The organism is Floricoccus penangensis (assembly GCF_001832885.1).
GTDB lineage: Bacteria > Bacillota > Bacilli > Lactobacillales > Streptococcaceae > Floricoccus > Floricoccus penangensis.
This window is the reverse complement of sequence record NZ_MKIQ01000027.1, coordinates 65,750-91,799: the sequence shown is the minus strand read 5'-3', so window position 1 is coordinate 91,799 and position 26,050 is coordinate 65,750. Positions and strand designations below refer to the sequence as shown.

Sequence of the window (26,050 nt, the reverse complement as noted above, 5' to 3'; positions counted from 1 at the left end):
GACGATTTTTAAACTTATTTATTATTAATAATGCATTAGAACTTTATAGTCATAATCTCCAATCGCTTCACGACCTTTAAGTTCGTCAAGTTCGATTAGGAAGGCACAACCTGCTACTACTCCACCAAGTGCTTCAATCATTTCAATTGTAGCCTTAACAGTACCACCTGTTGCAAGTAAGTCATCAACGATAAGTACACGTTGACCTGGTTTGATGGCATCTTTGTGCATTGTAAGTGTATCTAGACCATACTCTTTTTCGTAATCAGCTGAAATTACTTCGCGAGGAAGTTTTCCTGGTTTACGAACTGGTGCGAAACCAATACCTAATTCAAAGGCAACTGGACATCCAACAATAAATCCACGCGCTTCAGGTCCTACGATCATGTCGATTTCTTTATCAGTTGCATACTGAACAATCTCACGTATTGCATAGCTATAAGCATTTCCATCAGCCATTAGAGGTGAGATATCACGGAAAGTAACACCTTCTTGTGGATAATTAGGGATACTAGCAACATAGTCTTTAAGATTCATTTTTTTCTTCCTTTAATCTATTATAAATTTCTTTTACAGGAGCAAGTGCAAAGAACTCCTGTATTTCTATCTTCTCTTTTAAATCCTGATAAATCTTACTCTCAGAGATTTCACGCTTTGGCGCTTCCTTATTGACAGTCATTACACCATCTTCAATATTTACAAATTCTAATTCAGCAAATACTTGAACCATTTTTACAAGCAGTTCATTTGGTATTCTCAAATATTGAGCAAGCGAAGGTAGCTTATAACGTACATCAAACTCTGGGTACTGATATATTGTTTTATAGAGTCTTGCATATTGTTCTCTTGAACCAGGACCAGTCAAATAATATTCTACTTTCATCTGATTTTCAAAATAAATAGCTGAAAAATTATGAGTCTGGATTAAATTCTTCAAGTTATCCAAAGAGTTTGGAATTTCTTTAAGGTACAATACCGAACCTATTATATCATTATTATCAATATTTTCCTCAAATATATATGCATTTGATGGAATTTCCGCTTTTTTAGATCTAATATCTATTAATTGTACGCCTTCTGCTCTAGCATCACAGACCATTAATTGGACATTTGTTGCACCGTTCCATCTGTTGATTGAAAGATTGACTGCTAGTTGACTTTCTACCTGTTGAAACTCTATTGCTTCAGCTCCGTGACCAAAGTACAAAGCATCAACTTTTTTATCACCTTGTTCAATTCTCAATTTTAAATGAGCATTATTTTGTCCAAGTGTGCGAACGTTTGTCACTTGATAATTTTCAACCAAAAAGCGTGGTCTTGGGTTATCCATTCCAAAAGGAGCAAGACGATCAAGATTTTTCACTAGATCTAAGTCAATTTCACTCAAATCAAGCCTTCCATCAAGAATTAATTGACCTTTTTTAGTCATATCAATATCATTTTCTGTAATGAAATTGACCATGACTTCTTTTATGGCAGGTAAGTTTTCAAGCTTAAAGGTCATCCCTGCTGCTTGAGCATGTCCTCCAAAAGCAACAAATAAATCACGATGAGGATTTAAAGCATCAAAAATATTATATGCTTCAATAGATCTAGCACTACCCTTCAAAACTCCATTATCATTATTTAACATAATGACTGGCTTATTTGTTTTTTCAAGAAGTCGTCCTGCAACAATTCCAAGAACACCTGGGTGCCAATCTTCCTTATAAAGAATTTGAACTGGACTATCATCAAGCATAGCTTGGGCTTCTTCTGTTATCTTTTCAACGATAGCCTTTCGTTCATTATTCTTTTCATCGATCATGCTGGCAATTTCTTGTGCCAACTCATCATCCCAGCCAATTAATAGCTCCACAGCAGGGTTTGGATCATCAAGACGTCCAAGTGCATTAAGTCTTGGTGCAATTTGAAAACCAACTGTTTCTTCATTAATATCTTGAAAATCAACAGTTGCTAATTTCATCAGTTCAAGCAGACCAACTCGCTCAGTATTAGCTAAAATTTGTAGACCATATTTTACTAAAATCCTATTTTCGCCGGTCAAACTAACCATGTCTGCTATGGTTCCAATAGCTACAAGATCTAACATTTCTGTTGGAACATATTCAAGTAAAGCACAGGCTAACTTGAAGGCAACACCGACCCCAGCTAGATGCTTAAATGGATAATTAGCGTCAGGGTGTTCTGGGTGGACGATGGCATATGCATCGGGTAAAATATCTGGCATGCTATGATGGTCAGTTACAATCACATCAACCCCACGAGACTGGGCATACTCAATTGCATCTTTACCTGCCACACCATTATCAACAGTGATGATTAAATTAATATTTTCGTTATCAATATAGTATTGGTAGACATCTTTATTCGGCCCATAACCATCTGTAAAACGATTGGGTAAATAAACACTAGCTTCAGCTCCCAACTCGTCTAAAGCTGTCTTTAAAACACTTGACGAAGTCATACCATCAGCATCGTAGTCACCATAAATGAGGATATTTTCTCCTTGTTGAATGGCATAAAGAATACGATTAACAGCACGTTCCATATCATGAAGTAAAAACGGATCATGAAGATCTTCAAGATTGGGATTTAAAAATTCTTCCACTTCCTCTTGATTATGAAACCCACGATTCCATAAAATACTTCCAGTTAAATCATCAAGTTTATTATCTTTTATTATTTTTTCGAACTCTGGACCATAAGATTTCTCATTAATAATCCATTCATTACTTGCTTGTATCATCGAAGACACCTCATTTGTCAAAACTACTTGAGATTGAATAATCCACCAGCTAACATGTCACCAATGCGTGGAAAAAGTTGATAACTTTTAGCAGCAAATGTCATAGCTAGGGGTAAATTTACTTCTCTCTTCTTCTTACCGATTACATTTACGATCTTTTGTGCAACTTTATCAGGACTTAAAACAATGAAATCAACCTTTTTTAAATACTCACCTGACGGGTCAGCTTTTGCAAAAAAATCAGTTTTTATTGGTCCTGGATTGACTGTTGTTACAAAAATATTTGAATCTTTCAGCTCTAGGCGAAGTGCATCTGAAAAACCTACAACTGCATATTTTGTTGCTGAATATATTGAAGATTGAGCAGTCGCCATCTTCCCAGCCATCGAAGCGATATTAATAATTTGACCAGATTTTTGTTCAATCATACCAGGTAGAAATTGTTTTGTAATGTTCATTAGTCCTAAAACATTTACATCAAACATTGCAACAATCTCTTCGTATGAAAAATTGATAAAATTCTTAAACTCTCCGAAACCTGCATTATTTATTAATAGGTTAAGAGCTCCAAATCGTTTGGAGATATTTTGACAGATTATCTTTACCTGTTCATTATCAGTAATGTCACATTCATATAGATGAATAGCACTATTACCTTCATATTTCTCTACTAGTGGTTCAATATTTCTTGATAATAAAATAATGTTTTCAGCTTCTATCTTATCAACTAACTGACTTGCTAAACCACCACTTGCTCCAGTTATTAATACGTTTTTTAGCTTCATTTTATTTCAACCTCTTCAAAATCACGCACTACATGACTATTTGGAAATATCTTTTTAGCTTCTTCCTCTAATCTCCAAGCCTCAGGTCCAACATAACGAGCGCTGATATGTGTTAAAAGCAACATTTTAACTTGGGCAGCAATAGCAATTTCAGCTGCTTGTTTAGTAGTTGAATGGGCATGATTTCGAGCTATCTTGGCTTCCTTTGCTTCATAAGTCGCCTCATGAACTAGCACATCGCTTCCGATTGCCAAACGAATAGTATTATCAGTTCGACGTGTATCTCCAAGAATTGTTACTACTTTACCTGGCTTATCTGAGCCAATAAAGTCACTTGCAACTATTACTCGTCCATCATCAAGTGTTACATCTTGTCCATTCTTTATTTTTCCAAATAATGGTCCAAAAGGTACACCTGCATCTCTTAAAGCTTGTGCATCTAACTCACCAACTTTATCTTTTTCCACAACTCGGTATCCGTATGATGTAATTCCATGGTCAAGCACATCCATATAAACTTGGAAAGTATCGTCTTCAAATATCATACCGCTATCTTCAACTGTCAATTCGTGGAAATTAATACGATATGGTAAACGAGTTGCTGAAAGCTTTAGACTTGTCATAACATAATCTTTAATCCCCACTGGACCATACAAATCTAATTCCACTTGTTCTTCACCACTTAGAAAGCCTCGACTTGATAAAAATCCTGGTAATCCATAAATATGATCACCATGCATGTGGGTAATAAAAATTTTATTTATTTTTCGAGGTTTAATCGTCGTATTAAGAATTTGGTGTTGAGTTGCTTCGCCACAATCAAACATCCAAATTTCATTTCTTTCATCCAAAAGTTTAAGCACAATACTTGTGACATTCCTCTGCCTTGAAGGCATACCTGCACCAGTACCTAAAAATTGTAATTCCATATTTTCCTCAAATTTTCTATCTGCCCTAGCGGAGTCGAACCGCTATCTCAAGAACCGGAATCTTACGTGATATCCATTACACTAAAGGCAGATTATTTTTTTGTCGTACTCTTAATTCTACTAAAAAGACCATTTAAAAGCAAGATTGTAAGACTGAAAAAAGGCCTTACTATTTATAATGGCCTTCATTTTATTGTAGTTTATAACTGCTTAGTATTTTTCTTATTTTTATCAAATTCTGCAAATCCTGGATTTGATTTTTGAGAATTTCCACAGTATTTGATGAATTCGTTATAAGTATCTTTTTTTTGATCAGCAGGTATATTCATCCAAGCGATATAGTCAACCTCTTCATTTTTGACTATATCTAGATAGCGTCCACTTGCTTCCTCATCACGTTCAAAATCATTTTCACTTTTCCAATAACGTGTTGCCTTGCGTCTTATTTCAGGATCTCTCGGATGATTTATATCTAAAGTACGGTGACTTGACCTAAAAAGTGTAGGTATGTCGCGGTAACCACCCCAGGGAATACCATAATTATAAGACTCAGTATTAGCTACTCCTTCTAGTTCCTCTGGCAAATAGTGATCTGGATTTGAATCAATCTTCCCGTCTATACCATATTTGAAGGTGTCCCACTGGCTAACAAATTTTCCAGTATCCATATCAACTATAAACTCAGACATTCGAGCATTGTTTAATTTTCTTTTCTTTGAAGTATTTATTTTCGGCACTTGTACCTTCATATTATGTGGATATTCAAATAACTCCATATATCTATTATGATAATTTGCACCTGTTGTATAGTCAAAAGGTAATTTGAATTTTCTACCATAGGCAAGTAACTTTTGATAGTCATTTTCACCAGAAAAATTATTTCGGATAAATTCGATATTTTGCTTATCAATATATGATCTAAATAAATGAATCTCCCTTCCTAATTCATTTACATTTAAACCTTCTTTTGTTGGAAAAGATAAAAGCACATCATACCTGAACATTGTGAAAAATTCTGAATGCGGTGGAATCTCAGAAAAAATTGTATGACTTCCATTCAAATGTTGAAAACCAAATTCATCAACTTTAGTGCCTAGATGGTGTAGAACCAAAGTTATTTTTTGAATAGGGGGCATTTTTGAAGCTCCATATAAAATAATATAAGGTCTGGATCCAACTTGTTTTGTTAATGCATATATATCGCGAATCATAACTTCAGCTTCTGATGGGCTAAGCCCTACTAACTTCTTATTAAGATATTTGATATAGGCTGATATTGCTGAATTATCCCATCCATATTTTTTCAGTAGTTTCTGAGTTTGAACATTAATATCACTAACAAAAGATTCATAGTCAAAAAAACTTTGCCCTCTAATTCTACGAATTTTAGTCTTTCGGCTAGCAAACCATATTCTAATATTTTCTTTTAATCTTTCAACCCATTTCATGGCATTTCTCCGATTTTTTTCTCATATTCAGTATATTTTAATTAGCTAATTTAGTCAAAGAGATACCCCTTTCATATAATTTATTCAAGAAAAAAACGAGGCGTTAACCTCGTTTTTCTGTAGGGATTTTTAGGGAGTTTTTACGAGTCAAACTCGTCTATGAAAAAATTTATACTTTTATACTATGGAGTATATTATTGTTTGTTAATTCTTTGAATCGATTTGATTTATAGAAAGACTGTTTTCTTCCTATGTATCCATAATATAAAATATTCTTATTTAAATCATCAGACCAAAGTATGAAATTTTAATTTAATACTAGTTCTAAAAAAACTTTATTTAATTCTTCCCATGAATTTTTTTCATCAAATAACATTTGGGCTTTAACTTCTAAAGTTAAAAGATTTTTAGCAATATAATCATTTAATTTATCTATTCTTGGAACATAATCAAGCTCATCTAAATTAGCTTTTTTTTCCAACAACTCTTGAACATAGGGTAACATACTATCATCGAGTTCTGCCGCTACTAATTCATTAAACCTCATGGGAGGAAAGGTATTCCTATCAATAACCCATTTACCTGCTAGTAGAGGACGCAAAGTATAAAAATATTTCTTTATTTTCACATCTTTTCCTTGGAGAAATTGATTATAATTGGTTGAAGCCATATGCCAATAGTGATATAAATTCTTTTTACCAGAAAAATAATTAACAAGTATTTTCTTGAGTATTTCAATTTTTTCAGTCTGATAATAGACTATTGGTGAAGTACACCATTCTAATAGTGTGGAATTTGATTTATATAATAGACGAAGTGCCTTTTGTAAATCCCATCCATTAATATCCAATGTCTCATCAAGTTGCCACTCAATCACATCTCTAGTTTCATCCAAGCGTAAATAATATTCTGGTTTTCTTATGTATATAAAGCGCACGTCATAATCACTATCTGGTGATTCAAATCCCCATGCACGACTACCAGACTCGACTGCTAATATTATTTCAACCTGCTCTTTTTTCTCTATTTCTTTTAACTTTTCACGAATAATAGCTTCCATTTTTTTCTCCTGATAATTTTCTGTATTAATTATATCATAGAAGAGTTTTTAATTTTAGAAAGTTATGAATAGTATGCAGTTAAAAACTGACCATATAGGATTTACTTGAGTTTAATTTTTTATACGATAAACATCTTATTGTATAAAAAATATGTTTTTAGTATAATTAAGTGTACACTTTAAGGAGGAGATTTTATGAGTGGAAAGATTAATTGGAAACTAATTATAATATTAGTATGTTTAGGCATCTTATTATCTATGTGCTTTGTCTATTCACAAGGTAAATTATTTAATATGAACAAAATAGCTTCTAAAAGTGAAGTAAAAGTTGAGAACAGTCTAACTTCTACTAGCGAAACAGGAACTGAAAACAAGGAAATTACAGATAGTAAAGTTACTGATGTAAAAACAGCAAAGATTACAGCAAGTGGTGATATGCTTTATCATGATATCGTATATGGAAGTGCTTGGGATGGTCAACATTATGATTTTGACAACGATTATGAACTTGTTAAACCACTTGTATCTTCTGCCGACCTTGCTTTAGGAGATTTCGAGGGAACAATCAACCCAAATAGTGAATTAGCTGGATACCCAATATTTAATGCACCTGAAGAAGTTCTTGGAAGTATTAAGTCAGCTGGTTTTGATGTTTTAGATCTAGGTCATAATCATATATTAGATACTGGGATTGATGGTCTTGTTTACACAGCTAAGGCAATAAAAAAAGCTGGTATGGACTATATAGGTGTCGATATTAATAATGATGGAATTTTAGTCAAAGAAGTAAATGGTATTAAAATCGCCCTTTTATCTTATGCTTATGGATTTAATGGACTTGAGGAAGGTATAAGCAAGGAAGACTATGACAAATACCTTAAGGATATGAATCCCGATAAGATGAAAAAAGAAATAGAGGAGGCTGAAAAAATTGCAGATATTACTGTGATTATGCCCCAAATGGGAGAAGAATATAGACTAACACCCACTGAAGATCAGGTTAAGACATATCACCAGATGATTGATTGGGGTGCAGACATAATATTTGGCGGACATCCTCATGTTGCGGAACCAACAGAAACGGTTGAGAAAGATGGGGATAAAAAATTCATAATCTACTCAATGGGAAACCTCCTTTCAAATCAAAGGTATGAAACATTAGAAAATATATGGACTGAACGTGGTGTAATCATGGATGTTGATATCGAAAAGAAAGATGATAAAACAACTATTAAAAATGTTAAAGCTCATCCAACTTGGGTTTCAAGAACTCCAATTGAACGGACGACACCTCAAGGCTATGAAGCATTTGATTACCAAGTTTTGCTTGCAGAGGATTATCTTGATGGTGGACGACATGCAGACTCGGTATCAGAGGAAACACGCAAGAGAATCGAAACTGCCTACAATGAAATGATGGAACTTTTGAACATTAAGTGGTAACTATAATATCTTCCAAAATTACTTAATCAGTTTGATTGAGTAATTTTTTATATAATATATTTTAAATGATTTATTTAAAATATATGTTTTTTATATAAATTACTTTACAAATGTTTCTTTTATGTTACAATAATTACAGAATTAATACGTGAGTTTATCACTAAATAAATAAAGGAAAGATTAAATGTTCACTTATAAAGTAGGAATAAAAAAAGATGAGCACGACAGTTTTGTTGAATCGTCATCACTAGTATGTCTTCTACAGTCAAGCACTTGGGGGAAAGTAAAAAATAACTGGGAAAATGAATTAATAGGCTTTTATTCAAATGATAAAATGGTAGGAACCGCTAGTGTACTAATAAAAAAATTACCACTAAATTTTTCTGTGATTTACATTCCTAGAGGACCAATTCTCGATTATAGCAATCGTAAATTGCTCAAATTTGTTATAGATTCATTGAAAGAATATGGAAAAAGAAAAAACGCTTTATTTATAAAGATTGATCCATTAATTTTAAGAAGCTCCTTTAAACTTGGAGATGAACAAGTTATAAACCAAGAATCTGAAAACATAATTTCTGATATAAAAAAATTTGGTGGAATTTGGCATGGTCTTACAAAAGAAATGTCCGCAACTATTCAACCAAGATTTCAAGCAAACGTCTATACTCAAGCAGATATTGAAAGTACATTTCCTAAACATACTAAGCGTCTAATGAATGATGCACGTAAGCGTGGAGTATATACTGAAAGAGCAGATATTACTCAAATTGAAGAATTTTCGAATGTTGTTGCTTTGACAGAAACTAGAAAGAATATTTCATTAAGAAATAAAGAATACTTTAAAAATTTAATGGAAATGTATGGTAACGATGCTTACCTACATCTTGCAAAAGTAAATGTACCGCAAAAACTAAAAGAATATAAAAAAAATCTTGAAGAAATTAATAAACAACTTCTAGAAACTCAAGATCATCAGAAAAAAATGTTAACTAAACTTGAACAACAAAAAAACTCAACAACTAAATATATTAAAGAATTGGAGTCATTAAATATAATTAGTGATGAGGACATGGTGATTGCAGGAATTTTGTCAATTCAATTTGGCGATACTATGGAAATGTTATACGCTGGAATGGATGATCTTTTTAAAACCTTTTATCCACAATATTTACTAAATCCAAAAGTATTTTCTGATGCTTACGATAATGGGATAAGATGGTCAAATATCGGCGGAATTCAGGGGAACTTGGATGATGGCTTGACAAAATTTAAAAGCAATTTTAATCCGACAATTGAAGAAACCATCGGCGAATTTGACATTCCAGTTAATAAGATATTCTTTTCTTTGAGTCAACTTGCTTATAAATTAAAAAAACAGAAAAAACTTAAATTTAAAAAGAAATAAATTCAAAAAACTATAGATTGAATCAATATAAAATTGACAATCTATAGTTTTGTTTTTCTTAAAACTCTACTATTTAATATTATCATGAAGATAACTTACAAGATTATTCGCAGTACTTATGGCAGTTACACCATTCTTACTTCCTTCAAATAAGGTAACTACCAAGTATTTTTGATCCTGTGCATCATATACTAGAAGAAAACTATTTTCTTTTCCTTTTTCATCTTGCTTCATTTTTATTTCAGCAGTACCAGTTTTTGCTGCAAGAGGATAGCCCAAAATATCAAGTGGGTATCCATATGCACTTGGTTCTTTCACAACTGACTGTAAATCTTGATTGATAATAGCAACAGACTTTTCACTTGCTACATTTGCTTTTGTTTTCGTTTTTGCATCAAGCAAAAGTTTAGGATAAACCAAAGTACCATTATTGGGGAAAATAGAATACATTGTTGCCTGTTCAATTGGACTAATCAGTAACTGACCTTGCCCATATGCAGTATCTGCAAAAAGTATTTCAGAGTCAAATTTATCTCCATTGGAAATTTGAGCTGGATTCATAGCAATTGGTAAATCTAGCTCCTCACCAAAAATAAATTTATTCAATCCTGCCCTAAATTTATCTTCTCCCATTTTAAGTCCCGCTTTTGCAAAATAAATATTATCCGAATACATGTAAGCTTGTTTAAGATCAACCGGACTATGATCTTGCACTCTTGTTACTTGATATGAACCCCAAGAATTATCTTTCTGCCATTTCAATCCGTCAATTTCGATAGCTTCATCAGGATTAATAGTGCCATTATCAAGTCCAATTACTCCAGTAATTGTTTTAAATGTTGAACCTGGTGCATAACCTGTTGCAAATCGACTAATGAACGGTAAATCTTCATTTTCAGAGTACTTTTTGTAATCTTCACTTGATATGCCAGTCGCAAACTTATTAGGATCAAAACTTGGAGAACTTACTAGGGCTAGAAGATCACCTGTTTTAGGCTCTGTGACAACTGAAGAACCCGGACTATTATCTAAAGTTTTAAAAGCAGTTTCTTGAACACCAGAGTCAATAGTTAACTTAAAATCTTGACCATTTTCCCTTTTATTTTCAATAAGAATTTCTTTCTCTTCGCCATTTTCGTCTAAAATAGAAATCTTACCACCATCTTTACCTCGAAGCTCCTTGTCATAAGTCATTTCAAGTCCAGTACGTCCTATAACTCCTTCAGAACTCAATGCAGGGTTCTTATCAATATCTTCTTTAGTAATCTGCCCAACATAACCGATTAGCTGTGCTGCTGCTTCCTTAAGTGGATAATATCTTCCATCAACCTTTGTTATCGTAGCACCTTTTGGTACATCTGTTGGTTCTACGGAATAAGTTTTCAAAGGAACAAAATATTGAGGCTGAACCCAGGATTGTCCAATTGCACTCTCAATATTTTTTACAGGAATATCATACTTACTAGAAATTTCTGCAATCTTTTTAGATTTCTCTTCGCCTTCTCCCAAAGACTCAGGAACGACTCCAAGTTGGTAAAGAGTACTATTAACTGCTAAGGGCTGATTATTTCGATCATAAATTGTCCCCCGCTCAGCCTGGTTAATTGAAATGGAAACCTTATCTTTACCAGACATTTTTGGGAAAATAAGAGATGGTGTCCAATTTATTTTAGCATGCTTACCATCTGTAACCGTCACTTGACCTGAATACTTTAAATCTTTTATTTGCCCTAAAGATGTACTCATTTTCAAATTATAAGTAAAGCTGTCCTTATTTTTTTTATCAAACTTAAGATCATTAATTTTGACATTGCTAGCTGAAATTCCAACATAAACATTTTTATATTTTTCAGCAACTTCATCAGCAGAAAAGTCAATTTTTTTAAGACTATCTTTATCCAGAATTCCTGATAGATCTTCAAAATCTTGTTTATTTAAAATGCTTGCAAATTTATTGATAACATCTTCTCTTGCATTTTGTGCCTTAACTTCACGCTGATGTTGATAAAATAAATAACCACCAACAGCCAGTACAACAATAGCAATACCCGAAGCTATTGCTAAATTTTTTTTATTTTTCATTTGAATCTCCTCTTATGATACCAATATGGTAATTATAACACCTTTAGTACATATCATATAGTGTTATTACAATAATAATGTATCAAAATTACTAGAGCATGAAGAAATTTATTTGAATATGTCCTTAATCTTTAAGTCTAAACAGGGTTTCAGAATCATTAAGTATTTTAATTTTATAGGAGTTAACAATATCTTTTTCTAACTTCTTTATTACCTTCTCATCTTTAGTTGAGGAGTTGTTTTTTAATACTCTGAAAAGAGCTGAACCTTCATACTCAAAAACAGGAAAAATAAAATCATTACGAACATACTTGTCCTCAAAATCAATTGAGGTTTTAATTTTTTGAATAAGCTCTTTATAGTCACCCTCCAAAATAAACTCGTCTTCCTGCTCCCTAACTTTCTGGCGTAATTCACTAATATTAGTCGCATGATAAAGTTTACCACTGTCTCGAATAGCTAGCAAGTTATCTAAAACTTGACCAGCAGTTGCTCCAATTCCTTTTCCTATAGCAATCAAGGTCTTGGCTGTATAAGTCTCTGGATCACGTTTTGATGCTTTTGAAAGAGTCTGCTCAGAAATATTTGCCCTCTTAGCTACTTCATATCGATTGGTATTATTCTCTTTCAAATAAATATCCAAAACATTTTTCAAAGCTACTCCTCCTTTCTCAAAAGCATTTCATTTTCTTGTTTTTTATTAATTTTCATTTGGAAATTAATAATCAAGTTGTCTAAGTCTGAAAAATAGTTGATTTTTATTTAGAATCTTAATCATATAAAGATATAGAATTTTCTCCTGTAGAATCATTGTATGTATAATACCTTCGGTAGGAGAAAATGATTTTAATATTATCCCAAGTTCTTGACTATTTGTTAGGAACGTCTTTCTTCTTGGATAAACATTATTGTAATATGAGTCATACTTTTTTTCAAAGTTTTCTATCTTACTTGGTGAGTTGAACAAATCTGAAAAATCACCTTCTAGAATAAACTCATCCTCTTGTTCTTTAACCTTCTGTTTGAGTTCATCAATTGATTTTACATGATAAAAAATATCAGTATCGCGAATCTCTAACATACGATCAAGAGCTATTCCAGGTGCTACTGCCATTTCATTAGCAATAGCAACAATAGTATCAGCTGAATAATTTTCTGGATCAGTTTTTCCTATTTCAGACAGTGATTTTTTACTAACATTCAGTCTTTCCATTAGCTGACTTCTGTCTTTTCCGTTTTCCTTTAAGTAAATATCAAGTACGTTTTTCATGATTTATTACACCTGTTTCAAAATTTAGTAGTCTAGAATCTTATTTCTGAATAAAGTTTGGTGATCATTCAAAATCTTCATTTTATAATTATCAAGTATTTTTTGTTCTAATTTTTGCATCTCTTTATCGTCTTTACTTGTAAGTTTTTTTAAGAACTGATATAAAAATGAATTTCCAGTAGCAAAACCAGGGTAGATAGGATTTCCTCTAACAGCTTTATCTTCAAAATCCATAATATTTTTTGTTTTATTAACAAATTGTGTGAAGCTACCATCTAAAATAAATTCATCTTCTTGTTCTTCAACTTTTTCTATAAGTTCATCAATAGTTGTAGCATGATAAAGTATATCACTATTTCGAATTACAAGCATTCTATCAAGTATCTGTCCAGGACTTATACCAACTTCTTGAGATATTGCAACCATAATATCTGCTGAATAGTTTTCTGGATCCTTTCTAGTTAATTTCTTCAATTCTTTTCCAGAAATGTTACTTTTTTTAGCTAATTGATTGCGATTTGTTCCATTTTCTTTTAAGTAAATATCAAGTACATTTTTCATAATTCATTATACCCTTTTTATCTTATATTCTTTTAAATTCCGATAAATATCATTAATAGTCAAGCTGTCTTAATCTAAATAAACTTTCTTTTTTATTAAGAATTTTTATGTTATAAAGTTTAGATATCTTTTGTTGAAGATTTTTTGACTCTTTTTCATTACTCATACTATTTTTCACTCTACGAAGTGCAAATGCAGCAAAATCTCCCCATCCGTTTGAACCATAATTAAATCCTATAGTTTCACGCTCTGATAATGTACTTGCTTTAATATTTTTTACAAAATCGTAGAAATCACCTTCCAAAATAAATTCATCTTCTTGTTCATCTACCTTTTGTTTAAATTCCTCAAAGTTTGTAGCATGATAAAGCATATCACTATCTCGAATTACAAGCATTCGATCAAGTATCTCCCCAGGAGTCGCACCAATTTCTTGAGATATTGCTACCACAATATCTGCTGAGTAATCTTCTGGATCTCTTTTTGATGTCTTGGCTAAAGCTTTTTCAGAAATATTAGTTTTCTCTGCTAACTGAGTGCGATTAGTACCATTTTCCTTCAAATAAATATCTAATACGTTTTTCATAATTTTACCCATCCTTCATTAATATTACTAAACTATGTTTTAGTATTTTACTCAATTACAGTTTAGTACTTAATTATTTTTTTGTCAATTAATATATTAAAAATATTTTTCTAGGTTTTAATGATATAATTATCTAAAATACAAATTCTTTTTTCACGAAAGGACTATAAGACTTTAGTTGATTAAGGAGTTTCTAGTGGTAATGAAACAACTATTATTGTAATTCTAATCTTTTTTGCAATTGTTATCTTTTTTGCAATTGTTATCTTTTTTGCAATTGTTATCTTTTTTGCAATTGTTATCTTTATGTTTATCCGAAGTTTTATGAGATGGAATAAGAATAATAATTCACCGCGGGTCAATACTAGAGCACGCGTGCTTGCTAAACGAACAAATATAAATAACTTCAATAAACCTCTTACCACAACAAACTATTTTGTGACTTTTGAAGTTGAGAATAAGGAGCGAATTGAATTTAATATTCTAGGAAGTGATTACGGTATGATTGCTGAAGGTGATGTTGGAATGCTTGAATATCAGGGTATTAGATTTTTGGATTTTAAGAGAGAAAATTGAATATAAAAGAAAAAAACGAGCAAGTAAACTCGTTTTTTGTTCTATTTCTTTTTCACGGCTATTCAAATTTCGCTATAAACATTTTCTAAATCATTATCCCATTTAGTAAATGATATTTCTGATTCTCCAACAAGTCTATAATCAGATATACCTAAATTTAAAAAAACAATATCAAAAGAAATATCTTTCTATAAAAAATTATCTCTAATTAATCTATTATCTTATGAATATTGAATCCTCAATCTATTTTTATTATATATTTTATAGCTATTTTATCATTTATTCATGATATAATTAAAATAAAAGGGTATTGAAAAATTATGAGAAAAATTATAAATATAGGAATCCTTATTTCATCAGTAATTATACTTTCTTCATGTATGGCAAAGAATAATAGCACTAAAGAAGTTGGTGATAATAAAAATGAAACTGTTATATCTGATACAAAGGAAAAGAAGGAAGCCACTTTGTCTTCTTCTACTGAACCCACTTCAAAAACTACTGATGAAGAGGATGAAAGTGATATTTTTGTTCAATCTGCAAGTGATGCTTTCTTTGATGGTACATATTTAAAAGGTAATAGTTATTCAATAAAAATCACTGATTATAAGGTAATTAAAGCTGGCGAAAAAGGAAATGAATCCGGTGAAAAACCTGTATTAGCTTTTTGGTACGATACATATGTAAATCCTAATTATGATAATTCTGCCCCAATAAGTGCCTATATCGCTTGGTCGTTAAACTTCAATGCCGTACAAGATAATAATCCCAATATTGTCAATGAGCTTAAAACAAATGGGAAAAATCCTGACAAAACGCTAAGTGAAACCGAAATGTCAGAAATCAAAGCTGGTGGCAAAGTTTCAAATGCAGTATCTTATGAATTAACTGATGATAAAACACCAGTTACTCTTATCGCTGGAAGTTTAACAGGAAGTCAGTACGGAAAGAAAGATTTTCCAATACAATAAAAAACAAATGCCTAAAGATAGCAATTTCTCTTTAGGTATTTTTGAATAGAAAAAATAAAGACTATCAGTGCTATCTATATATTTACTCGTAGAAAATTGCCACATAAACTTCCGTTCTGTTAGTATATGGCCGAGAATAGTCAACGTAGCTCGGAAACCTTGGTATAAATATATTTTCCTTTCAGCAAAAACTTCCATCTAGTCAGCTTTGCATCACTTTTTGTACTATAAATTAGCTAGTTTTTCACGAAATTCTTTCACAAACTCTTGATACTGTAGCAATATATCAATCGCTTTAGGGCTATAGCCTATATCTTCAAGTAAAATATTGAGTTCTTTACCATTTAGTTCTGCCAACGCATCTTCGGCAACTACAAGTTTTTCATTTAGTTCTTCTTTAGTCATATATTTTCTACTTTCTATTGTTTTTTAAATTTTATAGTATATTAAATATTTCATTGAATTAATAAGTATTGTTTTTATTGCTAAGAAGAGAAAAATACTTCTACATTTTATATCTTTTGCAATTAAAAAATACAATATCTAATCTGTATCGACAGTATTATTAATTAAAAACGTTTTGCTAATTGCTAGCTCTACAGTAGATGGTATTTCAGATTCATAATGTGGAGGGATATAGGAATCAGTCGTATCTATAAATGTTTTTTTTAACCACTCGAAATTGTTTACTTTTGTATAAGTGTTATCAATTTCAAAGAAATTATAAAAATCAAATACCTTGCCATCAATGTGCACATTAGTTTCAGTTGGTTCTATAACTAAACAATTGTTTAAATCCGAATTTTTATATACAAATAGTTTTGCAATTGCATATGGATTTATAATTAACTCATCTTCATCTATTGTCAAGACGACAACGCAGTGAATGTTTTTAAACTTAAATTCAAAGCCACTGAAGTTACTACCATATGATTTCATTCCACAAATATGATTTTTCAAATTATCCCATACCATATAAACAGCTCCAATCTTTCAAATAAATTAAAATTATATTTATCACTTGTATTTTGATATTTCTATTGTTTTTATATTATCAAGATCAAGCCATTTAGCAATTATCGCTCTATGAGTCCCATCATTTCCTATGAAATAAGTATTGTCTCCTTGAATATAAATGAAGTATGGATAATCTTTGAAACGTGGATTATCGAGAATTTGCTTTTTATATTCCCCAATCCCATTATCAACTATGAAGTTAATAAGTGAATCAAATTTATTGAGTCTAATATCACTATGCTTACTTTTCCTGTCACTTTCAAACCTTGTTTCATAGTATTTTTCATATATTTGGTACCAAGTTTCATAACCACGAATTGAATTTATACCTTTGACTCTGTCTAACGGTACATCAGCAAGCCCATCTTCATAACCCAGATGGTTATCTAAATGACTATAACTTTTATCGATACTCCATGGCTCAAGATGAATCTTTTCATTTTTAAGTTCATCACTAATATTTACCATGTATTTATTATGAAATTTTTCTATTATCTGAGATATTTCAGTTTCTTTCGGTTGAATTTTACTTTGATGTTCTTCAACTTCAAGTGTAACAACTTTCCTTTTAAACAAACTCATTATACTCATATTATTATTTCCAATTCTTTATTTAGCTCAATATAATTATATACGATTTAAACCGTATTTTCAATTAAAAATTTAAATAAATATTTTTGAAAGGTCGTATATAAAAAAGCTGAACTTAATTTGCTCAGCATTTTTTATTTACTGTAATCAATATAAAGACAATTATACTTATCTCTGCTCATATTCATCAAAATATAAAAGTCAGAGCAGATTAAATAATTTTACATCAATTTTAACTTTTAAATAAATCTCCAATTAATTCTTCAGTTGATTTAATTGCCGCAAATTCATCATGTAATGTTGCGATAGTAATATCTTGAATTTCTTGAGCACTAAAAATTCTCCCTTTATGATCTGTTAAGGAGAACGAAGCGGTAGCGTCTTCTACTAAGATAGTTTCATACCCATAGTTTCCAGCCATGCGCGTAGTAGTCGAAACGCAGTGTGGCGTAGATAGTCCTGCAATAACTAGAGTTTTGATACCATTTGCATCTAAAATATCTTTTAAGTCAGTACCTATAAATGCACTATTCACTTCTTTAGAAATTACCTTTTCATTTTCTATAGGTAATACATGTTCTTGAAACTCAAAGCCAGCACTATTGAAGTAAAAACGCGACTCTGGATTATTACTTATATGATTAATATGGATGACCATATCATTGTTTTGTCTAAATGATTTTAATAATTTAGATGCATTCAACTCAGCGAACTCATTATTTCTCTCTCCCCAAGTACCATCGCGAAAAGCTTTTTGAATATCTATTAATATAAGAGCTTTATCCATAATATTTTACCTACAATTCTTTCTAAATATAATATATATTATAGCAAAAAATAATTCGTTAATAATTTAATGAATCTATACGGCGCTTAAAATGATTTACAATACTTGTGAGAAATTTGCTAAGTATATAGGTTTTTAAAATAAAAAAAATTTTTGATTTACTTGCAGAACTAAGAATACCAGTCAATACTATTATGGATAGAGTTAGCCACAGTGATTATAAAACTACTTTGTCAATTTATTCTCATATAACTAAGAAGATGTCTCGAAAGTTTATATATAAGCTAAACAACTTAAATTTGTAAGTTGTTTTTATTTCTATCCCTTTTCTGCCCCTTTTGTAATTATATAAAAAAAACAAGCCCTTTGAGACTTGTTATATAAGCATTATAAAGATTATCCAACAGAACCTTCCATTTCATACGAAATCAAGCGGTTTAGCTCAACTGCATATTCCATAGGTAGTTCTTTTGTAAATGGTTCTACGAATCCCATAACGATCATTTCTGTTGCTTCACTTTCTGATAAGCCACGGCTCATTAGATAGTAAAGTTGTTCTTCTGAGATTTTTGATACTTTCGCTTCATGTTCCAAAGCTACTTGACTATTATGAATTTCATTAAATGGAATTGTATCCGATTTAGAAATATCATCCATAATAATCGTATCACATTCAATATGAGAGTTTGATTTTTTACTATCCTTATTGAATGTAACTTGTCCACGATAGTTAACTTCTCCACCTGCTCTAGCAATTGATTTTGAAACAATTGAGCTAGAAGTATGTGGAGCATTATGGATCATTTTAGCTCCTGTATCTTGGATTTGTCCTTTATTAGCGAAAGCAATAGATAGCATTGTCCCACGCGCACCAGGTCCATCAAGAAATACTGCTGGGTACTTCATAGTTTTCTTGGCACCAAGGTTACCATCAATCCACTCAACTGTTGCGTTATCAAGAGCTCTAGCACGCTTAGTTACTAGATTGAATACATTGTCAGACCAGTTTTGGATAGTAGAGTAGCGTACATAAGCACCTTCTAGGGCAAAAATTTCTACTACTGCAGCGTGTAAACTGTTTGATGAGTAGGTTGGAGCTGTACATCCTTCAACGTAGTGAACGCTTGCGCCTTCATCAACAACAATTAAAGTACGTTCAAACTGACCAGTATTTTCATTGTTAATACGGAAATATGTTTGAAGAGGAATATCTACTTTTACACCTTTAGGTACATAGATAAATGTTCCACCTGACCAAACTGCAGAGTTTAAAGCCGCAAGTTTATTATCAGTTGGAGGTACTAATTTAGCAAAATATTTTTTGAAAATTTCTGGGTACTCTTTTAAGGCAGAGTCAGTATCAGTAAATACAATTCCAAGCTTAGTGAATTCATCTTTCATATTGTGATAAACTACTTCACTCTCGTATTGTGCACTTGCACCGGCAAGATAAGCACGTTCAGCTTCTGGAATACCGATTTTTTCAAAAGTTTCTTTGATTTTATCTGGCACATCATCCCAATCACGGGCAGGTTTGTCAGAAGCTTTTTGATAGTAAATAATATCATCGAAATCTACATCGTCAAGACTAGGTCCCCAATTTGGCATATCCATTTTTCTAAATGCTTGGTATGACTTAAGACGAAAATCAAGCATCCATTCAGGTTCATTCTTTTCAGCAGATATTGTACGAACTATTTCTTCAGTAAGTCCTTTACCTGTTGAGTATACAGGTGTTACATCATCATGAAATCCGAATTTATATTCTTCGAGTTCAATTGGTTTTGGTGTTACTTTATCACTCACAAGATTCTCCTTTTCTAGAATAATTTAATGTATATATTACTTAAATTATTTCTTATTACTAGGTTGTAGTTACTTTGACAAATTATCAAGCAACTTTGGTGCTCATAACACCTTTTATTTATGTTCTTCCAGGTTAACAGCTATTCCTTCGTCGCCTGATTCTAAGGCTTTTTTTAGGGCATTCCATGAAAGAGTTGCACATTTAATTCTTTGTGGGAATTTTGCTACTCCTGCTAGGAACTTTGCTTCTCCTAATTTTTCTTGGTCAGGGTCTTCGACACCTTGAACCATCTCAGAGAAAATTTCTGCTAATTGGTATGCTTCTTTTTTTGTTTTTCCAATAACTGCATCTGTCATCATACTTGCACTTGATGTTGAAATACTACATCCAGAGCCATCAAAAGCGATATCTGAAATTGTATCACCATCAAAAGCAACTGAAAGTTTGATAACATCCCCACAAGTAGGGTTATTCAAGTCGATTTGAGTAGCTGTATCAAGACTTCCACGATGATGCGGATGATTTGAATGATCTAAAATCACCGCACGATACAAGTTATCAAGTCTAGAGAGTGCCATTGAAAAACTCCTTTGTCTTAATTAATGCATCAACTAATTTATCACAATCTTCCTTCGTATTGTAGAAATAGAAGCTTGCTCGAGCAGTAGCAGGAACATCTAAATACTCAATTAATGGTTGAGCACAATGGTGTCCTGCACGTACTGCCACTCCTTCCATATCCATTGCAGTTGCAACATCATGTGGATGAAGATTGTCTAGATTAAATGAAATTACTCCACTTCTTTTAGAAATATCATCTGGGCCATAAATAACTAGTCCTTCAATCTCCTTAAGTTTAGGCATCACATAATTAACAAGTTCTGTCTCATAAGCATGAATTTCATCCATACCAAGTTCTTCCAGATAGTCAACAGCAGCACCTAAACCAATTGCTCCTGCAATGTTTGGAGTACCTGCTTCAAATTTCCAAGGAAGTTCTTTCCAGGTTGCTGATTGCTCGTATACGAAATCAATCATTTCTCCACCGAATTCAATTGGATTCATATCGTTAAGATATTTCTCCTTACCGTAAAGAACACCAATTCCAGTAGGACCAACCATTTTATGACCTGAAAGAGTGAAGAAATCACAATTTAAGTCTTGAACATCTATTTTCATATGTGGTGTTGATTGTGCACCATCAACAACCATTATCGCTCCATGTTCATGGGCAATTTCTGCAATTTCTTTAACAGGATTAAGAACACCTAATACATTTGATGCATGGGTAATTGATACAAATTTTGTTTTATCTGTAATTGCTTCCTTAAGTCCCTGCATATCAAGTTCTTGGTTTTCATCAAGATAGACGAATTTCAAGACTGCTCCTGTCTTTGCAGCTGCTTGTTGCCAAGGAATAATATTAGAATGGTGTTCCATGATTGAAATAACAATCTCTTCGCCCTCTTTTAATATTTGTTCAGCATACTTTGCAACCCAGTTTAAACCTGTAGTTGTACCACGAGTAAACAAGACTTCTTTTGTCGAACTTGCGTTTATAAATTTTCTGAGCTTTTCACGTGATGCTTCATAATCGTGAGTTGCACGTTCTGCTAATGTATGCACCCCACGGTGAACATTAGCATTGTCATGCTCATAGTAGTATCTAATTGTATCAAGAACTGCTGTAGGCTTTTGCGTCGTAGCAGCATTATCAAGATAGACTAGAGGTTCATCATTAACGATTTGATCCAAAATGGGAAAATCCTTGCGAATTTTTTTGGCATCAATCATTTAGTGTCCAACTTTCTATCGATTACGTCAAACATTTCATCACGAACTGATTTCACTGGAACTTCAACGATAACGTTTCCTAGGAATCCACGGACAACTAGGCGTTCAGCTGTTTCAGTATCAAGTCCACGACTCATTAGATAGTATAAATCTTCAGGATCGACTTGACCGATAGATGCAGCATGTCCTGCTGTTACGTCATTTTCGTCAATTAAAAGTATTGGGTTTGCATCACTACGAGCTTTATCTGAAAGCATTAGAACGCGACTTTCTTGTTGTGCATCTGCACCTTTTGCTCCGCGGATAATGTGACCAATACCGTTAAACGTAAGAGTACCAGCTTCAAGAATTACACCGTGTTGCAGGATATGACCAACTGAATTTTTACCGAAGTTAGTAACTCGAGTGTCTACACCTTGAATTTGCTTACCTGATGAAAGACCTACTGCTTTAATTTCCGCATGGCTACCGTCACCAACTAAATCGCTATCAAAGTCAGCGATAACATTACCTTGGTTCATTACTGCAATTGCCCAGTCAATAGAAGCATCTTTTAATAGATGTCCACGACGGCTTATATAAGTTGAAACATTTTTTCCAAGTTGATCAATTGCTGAAAACTTAACTTGTGCTCCATCTTTTGCAATAACTTCAACTGTAATATTTGCAGGAATCTTATCATCGTTATCCATTGATTGGAAACGCTCTAGATAAGAAAACTGACTATTTGCTTCAGCTACTATTAAAACATGGTGATAATATATGTTATTTCGCCCAGTTTGATAGAAAAGTGATTCGATTGGTTCTTCAATAGCCACATTCTTCGGTACATATAGGAATGCTCCACCATTTAAGAAGGCAGTATGAGCTGCTGCTAACTTGTCTTCATCAGGCTTAACAGCTGTCATAAAGTACTTTTCAACTAGCTCGGGATATTTTTCCATTGCTGTAAAAATATCGGTAAAAATCACACCTTGATCTACTAAGTTCTTTGGCAAAACCTCACTAACTGTTACTTCATCATATTGAACTAAACGAGGTCCATCATTATTTTCCTCATAAAAATATGTAGCTGCATCTCCTACTTTAAATTCATCAGTTGGAAGTAATGGCCAACGTTCATAACGAACACGTTCAATTTTTGGTAATTCTAACTCATCAGCCTTTTCAAGTGCGTCTAGACGTTTTTCAAGCATCCAAGCTGGTTCATTTTTCTCAGCAGAGAATTTCTTAACTGATTCAAGATAATTTTGTAATTTTTTCTCCATTATCTTAGCCTCCTTAAGCTTCTTCTTCTTTATATTCAATACCTAATTCTTTAGAAATTCCAGCATAACCTTCAGCTTCAAGACGACGAGCTAAATCAGCATCACCAGTCATTACAACACGACCGTCCATCATGATATGAACAACATCTGGAGTGATATAGTTAAGTAGACGTTGGTAGTGAGTAATGATTAAAGCACCAAAGTTTTCACCACGCATAGCATTGATTCCTTTTGATACAACTTTAAGAGCATCAATATCAAGACCTGAGTCAATTTCATCAAGAATTGCAAATGTAGGTTCTAACATTAATAATTGAAGAATTTCATTACGTTTCTTTTCTCCACCAGAGAACCCTTCATTTAGGTAACGTTCTGCCATATCTTCATGCATATTAAGCAAAGACATCTTATCATCTAATTTAGTAATGAAGTCCATAACTGAAATTTTATCATCTTCATCACGGCGAGCATTCATTGCTGCGCGCATAAACTCAGCATTTGTAATACCAGGAATTTCTGATGGATATTGCATAGCAAGGAATAATCCAAGGCGAGCACGTTCGTCAACTTCCATTTCAAGAATATTTTCACCATCAAATAAAATTTCCCCTTGAGTCACCTCATAGTTAGGATTACCCATAATTGCTGCTGAAAGTGTTGATTTACCTGTTCCATTTGGTCCCATGATTGCATGGATTTCATCTGTATTGATTGTTAAATTTACACCTTTAAGGATTTCTTTGTCCTCAATACTAACGTGTAAATCTTTAATTTCTAAAACTGACATAAACTTTCCTCTCCTTTGTTTATCAAACAAATTTCTTATTAAAATGATTTATGAAACCACTATCACCATTATAAATAAAAAAAGACAGACTTTCAAAAAATCTGTCTAAACTATCTTACATTTTGCGTTCTTTAGCTGTCTTTTCTATCTATTTTTTGGAATTTCCGATTCTTGTAAATATTTTTAGTAATGGTTGACGATTTTCTCCCCAAACACCAACTGTTTCGAGAAAAAGTTCAAGTCCAAATATACTTGCAATTATCAATAATATTCCACCAACTCTTCCTGAAAAGTTTAAAATAATTGATATTAATGAAAATATTAATGCAATACCATATATCACTAGAACCGCTGCTTTATGGCTCAATCCCATACTTAATAATCTATGATGCAAATGCATTTTGTCAGCTACAGATACTTTCTGATTGTTTAATTTTCTTCTTATTATAGCTGCAAACGTGTCAGTCACAGGCACTCCTAAAATTAACATCGGAGTTAATACAGCAACTGCTGTTGCATTTTTTAATCCCTGTAAACTAAGAACTGATATCATAAAGCCTAAATATAATGCTCCTGTATCGCCTAAATATATTTTTGCCGGGAAAAAATTATATGGTAAAAATCCAATTATAGCTGCACATAAAACGAAAATTGTTATAGGTAAATAAACATTCACATTCCCTAAAAATAAATAAGAGACTAATCCCATGGTGAATAGGCTAATCAATGAAACACCACTGGCAAGTCCATCTAATCCATCTATTATATTTACCGCATTAGTTATTGATATAATCCATATTACAGTTAAAATAAGAGACAACCACGGAGGAAAATTGAGCATTGGACCACCAAATGGAATCTTAAAATTATCAAATCTGAATTTCGAAAAAGCCCATATTGAAGTTGCTGCTACTACTATACCAAGCATCTTCCATTTTGGAGATAATTCTCTTATATCATCTATTAATCCTGTAATTATAATAATCAAGCTTGATAGAACTAATGGGAATACATAATCAAAATAAGTTAAGTATCCTTTAGATGTTTTAATAGTTCCAACTATGTAGGTTAAAAATAATAATACTGAAAGTGTGAAGGAAAAAAATATAGCCAGTCCACCAGCACTGGGCATGACAACCTTATTAATTCTACGAGCATTTGGCTTATCAACTGCTCCTATTTTTTCCACCAATCTGATAACGAGAGGTGTTATTATGAAACTGAAAGTAGCAGTTAAAAACAGTACAATCAGATACTTTATTACAAATGGCATATTAATATCTCGAATCTAAATTTATCTCGTTTATAGTATAGTATCCATTATAACAAAAAATTGGCAGGTTGCCCTACCAATTTTAAGAATTTTTACATTTGGCGTAATATATCAAGTGCATCGTATTCAATCAACGGCTGACCATACTCTGTAAGTGTTTCCCTCGTTACTCGCTCATCTTGTCCAAACTCTAACATTTGAGAATGTATGCTTTTAACAAGTTTTGGTCCCATCAATTTTTGATTTTGGAGAATAGTCATATAATATTTATCTAAATATTTATAAAGTTCACTTTCTTCCACGCTTTGATTGATATTTTTAGCCATATTTACAGCATCATCAATATTTCTAAACTTTAATGTAAAATATGTATATTCTGGAAGGTCTTTTTCTTCTTCTTCCTCTATTGGAATATTATCTATATCACTTTCATTAATTCCACCAAATAGCATATCGGCAGCTTTATTCAAATCAACATTTTCAGGTAAATCACCATTCTCGGCTCTTGATTTAATCATATTTTCTAACGCCTTGGTAAATTCCTCTGGATCAGAAGGTAAATCCAAATCTTCCATATTTACTTTTTCGCCACGAACCATTAAATCAATCCCTTTCGAATTTGGTCGAACCTGAAAGCTGACAACATCACTTTCAATAAACTTATCTGAAATATCTAATTCGCTTGAAATATCATAAAATAATTCTTCAACTGCATCTTGGTTTGTTAAAAATTCCGATAAATTGATGCCACGATCTCGTAGATCATCAAAAGTCATTTTTATTTTTATTGTATTTTCATTTATGTTTTCTAATTCCATAATGACCTCGCTTGCATTTTTTAATTAGGGGTATTACACA

26 protein-coding genes are annotated in these 26,050 nt (G+C 32.2%); 4 read left to right on the top strand and 22 right to left on the bottom strand.

Translation table 11 applies throughout. The annotated features are described in order from the left end of the window. Positions 1-24: 24 nt before the first annotated feature. From BG262_RS05050 to BG262_RS05020, 6 genes are all read right to left on the bottom strand, one after another. A complete protein-coding gene (locus BG262_RS05050) occupies positions 25-537 on the bottom strand; it encodes an adenine phosphoribosyltransferase (protein WP_070787794.1) in 513 nt (170 codons plus the stop codon). After that, positions 527-2,749 carry a single-stranded-DNA-specific exonuclease RecJ gene (gene recJ / locus BG262_RS05045; protein WP_070787793.1) on the bottom strand — a complete coding sequence of 741 codons (2,223 nt, stop codon included), beginning with the start codon at positions 2,747-2,749 and terminating at the stop codon, positions 527-529. The genes BG262_RS05050 and recJ overlap by 11 nt, the downstream gene beginning before the upstream one ends. Before the next feature lie 23 nt (positions 2,750-2,772). After that, positions 2,773-3,534 carry an SDR family NAD(P)-dependent oxidoreductase gene (locus tag BG262_RS05040; RefSeq protein WP_070787792.1) on the bottom strand — a complete coding sequence of 254 codons (762 nt, stop codon included), beginning with the start codon at positions 3,532-3,534 and terminating at the stop codon, positions 2,773-2,775. After that, the gene (rnz, locus tag BG262_RS05035; protein ID WP_070787791.1) at positions 3,531-4,463 is read right to left on the bottom strand and encodes a ribonuclease Z; all 933 of its coding nucleotides are present in this window, start codon (positions 4,461-4,463) and stop codon (positions 3,531-3,533) included. Before rnz ends, BG262_RS05040 begins: the two co-directional genes overlap by 4 nt. A 200-nt stretch (positions 4,464-4,663) precedes the next feature. Then, positions 4,664-5,911 carry a DUF3114 domain-containing protein gene (locus BG262_RS05025; protein ID WP_083312910.1) on the bottom strand — a complete coding sequence of 416 codons (1,248 nt, stop codon included), beginning with the start codon at positions 5,909-5,911 and terminating at the stop codon, positions 4,664-4,666. 307 nt (positions 5,912-6,218) lie between these two features. Next, on the bottom strand, positions 6,219-6,971 hold the full coding sequence (locus BG262_RS05020; RefSeq protein ID WP_070787790.1) for a nucleotidyltransferase domain-containing protein: 753 nt from the start codon (positions 6,969-6,971) through the stop codon (positions 6,219-6,221). Positions 6,972-7,166: 195 nt separating this feature from the next. On the opposite strand from BG262_RS05020, the gene BG262_RS05015 reads away from it, so the two are divergent. Beyond that, a complete protein-coding gene (locus tag BG262_RS05015; protein WP_070787789.1) occupies positions 7,167-8,414 on the top strand; it encodes a CapA family protein in 1,248 nt (415 codons plus the stop codon). A 184-nt stretch (positions 8,415-8,598) separates the two neighbouring features. Next, positions 8,599-9,822, top strand: coding sequence for a peptidoglycan bridge formation glycyltransferase FemA/FemB family protein (locus tag BG262_RS05010; RefSeq protein WP_070787788.1), 1,224 nt, complete (start codon positions 8,599-8,601; stop codon positions 9,820-9,822). A gap of 69 nt (positions 9,823-9,891) precedes the next feature. On the opposite strand, the gene pbp4 is transcribed toward BG262_RS05010, so the two are convergent. From pbp4 to BG262_RS04985, 5 genes are all read right to left on the bottom strand, one after another. Further along, the gene (gene pbp4, locus BG262_RS05005) at positions 9,892-11,904 is read right to left on the bottom strand and encodes a penicillin-binding protein PBP4(5) (protein WP_070787787.1); all 2,013 of its coding nucleotides are present in this window, start codon (positions 11,902-11,904) and stop codon (positions 9,892-9,894) included. A gap of 124 nt (positions 11,905-12,028) precedes the next feature. Next, positions 12,029-12,559 carry a helix-turn-helix domain-containing protein gene (locus BG262_RS05000; protein WP_070787786.1) on the bottom strand — a complete coding sequence of 177 codons (531 nt, stop codon included), beginning with the start codon at positions 12,557-12,559 and terminating at the stop codon, positions 12,029-12,031. Positions 12,560-12,622: 63 nt separating this feature from the next. After that, entirely contained in the window at positions 12,623-13,174 is a 552-nt protein-coding gene (locus BG262_RS04995; protein ID WP_070787785.1) for a helix-turn-helix domain-containing protein, read from the bottom strand. A gap of 24 nt (positions 13,175-13,198) precedes the next feature. Further along, the gene (locus tag BG262_RS04990; protein WP_070787784.1) at positions 13,199-13,735 is read right to left on the bottom strand and encodes a helix-turn-helix domain-containing protein; all 537 of its coding nucleotides are present in this window, start codon (positions 13,733-13,735) and stop codon (positions 13,199-13,201) included. A gap of 52 nt (positions 13,736-13,787) precedes the next feature. Continuing rightward, positions 13,788-14,321: a helix-turn-helix domain-containing protein gene (locus tag BG262_RS04985; RefSeq protein WP_070787783.1), complete on the bottom strand. Its 534-nt coding sequence runs from the start codon at positions 14,319-14,321 to the stop codon at positions 13,788-13,790. A gap of 213 nt (positions 14,322-14,534) precedes the next feature. On the opposite strand from BG262_RS04985, the gene BG262_RS04980 reads away from it, so the two are divergent. Next, a complete protein-coding gene (locus tag BG262_RS04980) occupies positions 14,535-14,897 on the top strand; it encodes a DUF2500 domain-containing protein (protein ID WP_338061284.1) in 363 nt (120 codons plus the stop codon). A 320-nt stretch (positions 14,898-15,217) separates the two neighbouring features. Continuing rightward, the gene (locus BG262_RS04975; protein ID WP_070787781.1) at positions 15,218-15,868 is read left to right on the top strand and encodes a DUF5067 domain-containing protein; all 651 of its coding nucleotides are present in this window, start codon (positions 15,218-15,220) and stop codon (positions 15,866-15,868) included. Positions 15,869-16,093: 225 nt separating this feature from the next. Here BG262_RS04975 and BG262_RS04970 read toward each other — a convergent pair whose 3' ends face one another. The 11 genes from BG262_RS04970 to BG262_RS04920 all read right to left on the bottom strand — a co-directional run bounded on the left by BG262_RS04970 (position 16,094) and on the right by BG262_RS04920 (position 26,010). Then, positions 16,094-16,273 (bottom strand): hypothetical protein, encoded by a 180-nt coding sequence (locus BG262_RS04970; RefSeq protein ID WP_070787780.1) that lies wholly within the window; start codon positions 16,271-16,273, stop codon positions 16,094-16,096. 138 nt (positions 16,274-16,411) lie between these two features. After that, positions 16,412-16,843 carry a DUF6037 family protein gene (locus tag BG262_RS04965; RefSeq protein WP_070787779.1) on the bottom strand — a complete coding sequence of 144 codons (432 nt, stop codon included), beginning with the start codon at positions 16,841-16,843 and terminating at the stop codon, positions 16,412-16,414. Between the two features lie 42 nt (positions 16,844-16,885). Next, complete coding sequence (locus tag BG262_RS04960; RefSeq protein ID WP_070787778.1) at positions 16,886-17,476, bottom strand: hypothetical protein; 591 nt, start codon at positions 17,474-17,476, stop codon at positions 16,886-16,888. Between the two features lie 232 nt (positions 17,477-17,708). Beyond that, a complete protein-coding gene (locus BG262_RS04955; RefSeq protein ID WP_070787777.1) occupies positions 17,709-18,263 on the bottom strand; it encodes a cysteine hydrolase family protein in 555 nt (184 codons plus the stop codon). Positions 18,264-18,659: 396 nt separating this feature from the next. Further along, positions 18,660-20,069: a Fe-S cluster assembly protein SufB gene (sufB, locus tag BG262_RS04950; protein WP_070787776.1), complete on the bottom strand. Its 1,410-nt coding sequence runs from the start codon at positions 20,067-20,069 to the stop codon at positions 18,660-18,662. A 114-nt stretch (positions 20,070-20,183) separates the two neighbouring features. Then, positions 20,184-20,648, bottom strand: a complete 465-nt coding sequence (sufU, locus tag BG262_RS04945) for a Fe-S cluster assembly sulfur transfer protein SufU (RefSeq protein WP_070787775.1) — start codon at positions 20,646-20,648, stop codon at positions 20,184-20,186. Next, positions 20,635-21,864 carry a cysteine desulfurase gene (locus tag BG262_RS04940; RefSeq protein ID WP_070787774.1) on the bottom strand — a complete coding sequence of 410 codons (1,230 nt, stop codon included), beginning with the start codon at positions 21,862-21,864 and terminating at the stop codon, positions 20,635-20,637. The genes sufU and BG262_RS04940 overlap by 14 nt, the downstream gene beginning before the upstream one ends. Beyond that, positions 21,861-23,132 (bottom strand): Fe-S cluster assembly protein SufD, encoded by a 1,272-nt coding sequence (gene sufD, locus BG262_RS04935; protein WP_070787773.1) that lies wholly within the window; start codon positions 23,130-23,132, stop codon positions 21,861-21,863. Before sufD ends, BG262_RS04940 begins: the two co-directional genes overlap by 4 nt. A gap of 13 nt (positions 23,133-23,145) precedes the next feature. Further along, positions 23,146-23,919: a Fe-S cluster assembly ATPase SufC gene (gene sufC, locus BG262_RS04930; protein ID WP_070787772.1), complete on the bottom strand. Its 774-nt coding sequence runs from the start codon at positions 23,917-23,919 to the stop codon at positions 23,146-23,148. 148 nt (positions 23,920-24,067) lie between these two features. Further along, positions 24,068-25,192 carry a glycosyltransferase family 4 protein gene (locus BG262_RS04925; protein WP_070787771.1) on the bottom strand — a complete coding sequence of 375 codons (1,125 nt, stop codon included), beginning with the start codon at positions 25,190-25,192 and terminating at the stop codon, positions 24,068-24,070. 92 nt (positions 25,193-25,284) lie between these two features. Next, positions 25,285-26,010 (bottom strand): adaptor protein MecA, encoded by a 726-nt coding sequence (locus tag BG262_RS04920; protein WP_070787770.1) that lies wholly within the window; start codon positions 26,008-26,010, stop codon positions 25,285-25,287. Between the last annotated feature and the right edge of the window lie 40 nt (positions 26,011-26,050).